Source organism: Mesorhizobium sp. M7A.F.Ca.CA.001.08.2.1, assembly GCF_003998455.1.
GTDB classification, from domain to species: domain Bacteria; phylum Pseudomonadota; class Alphaproteobacteria; order Rhizobiales; family Rhizobiaceae; genus Mesorhizobium; species Mesorhizobium ciceri.
In genome coordinates this window covers 1-2,469 of the sequence record NZ_RZPW01000856.1, presented here as the reverse complement: position 1 = coordinate 2,469, position 2,469 = coordinate 1, and the positions used below count along the sequence as shown (strand labels likewise).

The window sequence follows — 2,469 nt, the reverse complement described above, 5'->3', positions numbered from 1 at the left end:
GAGGGGGGGGCTTTTTGCCTTTCCTACAACATTGGTAAAATGGCACCGCCCCGCCAATGCGATATGCCGACGCGCCTGACGCAAGTGGGAGGTGCAAATGGCAGTCCGTTGGCAATTGTCCGGAAGTTACTTCGAAAATTGTAGCTGCGATGTCGTATGTCCTTGTCTGCTGTCCACCAACGCGCAGCTGACATCGAAGCCGACGAAAGGTGTTTGCGACGTCGGTTTGGTCTTTCATATCAATACGGGCAACTACGGCGACGTTCGATTGGATGGGCTCAGTGTCGCGATGGTCGCTCACACGCCGGGTCCTATGGCAAACGGCAATTGGACGGCCGCCGCCTATATCGACGAACGGGCCGATGACAGGCAAACAGAGGCGCTAGGTGCCATCTTCACCGGCGCTGCGGGCGGCCCTATGGCGGTGCTGGCACCCATGATTGGCACGAATCTTGGCGCCAAGAAGGTGCCGATAAGCTACCGGATAGACGGCAAGAAGCGGTCGGCGGAGATTGCGGGCGTCATGCAGATGGCGGTCGAGCCGCTGCCGACAATGCGCGAGGACGGGCAGATGTGGGCGGCCACCGGCCATCCTGTCAATCCCGATTGGCTCGCCCTGGCGATGGGGGCGGAAGGCAGTACATTCAGCGATCATGGCATGAGCTGGGACAATTCCCGCCGAAACGGACATTACGCCCCGATCAATTGGTCTGGGCAGCAGTAGCCGTTGGCAGCGTAGCACGGAACGACCTCGTCCATGGCCCCGACGTTGCAGCGATACATCATTCTCGCGCTGCTGATCGCTATCGCTGCGGCGGCGTGGACCCTGCTTGTCTGGCAGCAGATGGGCATGGACGCGGACATGCGCATGGAAATGTACGCACTCACCATGGGTATGAAGGCGCCGCTGTTTCTTGCCATCTGGATGATCATGATGATTGCCATGATGTTTCCGACGGCCGCGCCCATGATCCTGACGTTTCACCAGGTCCAGGCCGGCAAACAGAGCCGGGGCGAGACCTTTGTCTCGAGCTGGGTGTTCGTGGCCGGGTATATGCTGGTTTGGGGCGTGATGGGCTTTATCGCCTTTGCCGGTGCGGCGGGTGCGGAGATGCTTGCCGGGCATGTGGGATTGTCCGCTGCGACGGCCGCGCGTATCGGCGGCGCGCTGCTGATGATTGGGGGCGCCTATCAACTCTCCCCACTGAAAGATCTGTGTCTGGCCAAATGCCGCACGCCGATTGGCTTCATCCTGACCTCATGGCGCGATGGTTATGGGGGTGCGGTTCGCATGGGCCTGGAGCATGGACTTTTTTGCCTGGGCTGCTGCTGGCTTTTGTTTCTCGCCCTCTTTCCTCTCGGGATCATGAACGTCGCCGCAATGGCCGTGGTCACCTTGCTGATCTTTGCGGAAAAGACCCTCCCGTCAGGAGGTGGGATCGCAAAGGTGTCGGGCATCGCTCTGCTTCTTTACGGCGCGGCGGTGCTGGTCTTTCCACAGGCGCTGCCAACCTTCCAGCAGGTGGGCGCTATGACAATGAATTGACCGATGGAGGCAGCGCTCGGTGCCGAGAAGAGGAGGATCGCTCTCCTACCTCTGCGCCAACCTGCTGCTCTCCACCGCAATGCCAAGCAGCGCCTGTCTTGCCAGCGCGACGGAAAGATCCGGCCGCCGTCTGGTCTGCAGCACCGCCGTCTGCAGCCGGGTCAGTGCGCGGCCGAGCGCTTCGGTGCTCCAGCGCTCCAGCGCTTTCTCCACCAGCTTGCGTCGCGAGAAAAACACCGGCGGGCGAGCGGCGGCAACGACCGTGGCGGCGTTGCGGTTGCCGGACTCCATCTGGCCGCGCATGATCTGGATCTGCTGCAACTGCCGCATTGCCGAGGACAGCACCAGGAAGGGCTGGCCGCCGGACTGGCAATGGCGGGTGAAGGCGGTGTCGAAGTCGCCGATCTTGCCTTCGAGAAGCGCGTCGACCGCGTCGTCGAAAGACGCGCCGGAGACATCACCTGACATCGCTTTGACCTCCTCCAGGCCGATCTCGGTCTGGCCATGGGCGTAGAGCACAAGCTTCTCGATCTCACCGCGCGAGGCCAGCCGGTCGCCGCCGAGATTGCGGCGCAGCGCCTGTCTCGCTTCCATGGTCATCGACATGCCGGCCCTGCCCAGTTCGCCGTCGATGACGGTGTCGATGTCGCGGGCTTCATCGGCATAGCAAGGCAGGGCCATGGCATTGTCGGCCGCCTCGACGATGGCGCGCAGGCCGACACCTTTCTTGAGGTCGCCGGCCTCGATGAGAATGATCGCATCGCGCGCGGGCTCGGCCGTCAGCGCCTTGACGTCGTCGGCCAATGCCTTCTGGCCGCTGGCATTGCGCACCCACAGCAGGCGCCGGTCGGAAAACATCGGCACGGTGCGGGCCTCGTCGAGCAGCCGGCCCTCGTCGCGGTCAACCTCCGACCCCTCCAGCC

Annotated in this window: 3 protein-coding genes; 2 read left to right on the top strand and 1 reads right to left on the bottom strand. The window is 62.8% G+C overall.

Annotated features, from left to right (window positions below):
• Positions 1–97: 97 nt before the first annotated feature.
• Together EN914_RS32060 and EN914_RS32055 are read left to right on the top strand one after the other, a co-directional pair.
• Positions 98–724, top strand: a complete 627-nt coding sequence (locus EN914_RS32060; RefSeq protein WP_024504084.1) for a DUF1326 domain-containing protein — start codon at positions 98–100, stop codon at positions 722–724.
• A 33-nt stretch (positions 725–757) separates the two neighbouring features.
• Positions 758–1,546, top strand: a complete 789-nt coding sequence (locus EN914_RS32055; RefSeq protein ID WP_024504083.1) for a DUF2182 domain-containing protein — start codon at positions 758–760, stop codon at positions 1,544–1,546.
• Positions 1,547–1,591: 45 nt separating this feature from the next.
• Here the strand turns inward: EN914_RS32055 and holA are convergent.
• The coding region (gene holA, locus EN914_RS32050) for a DNA polymerase III subunit delta (protein WP_127389529.1) at positions 1,592–2,469 on the bottom strand (878 nt) is incomplete at its 5' end.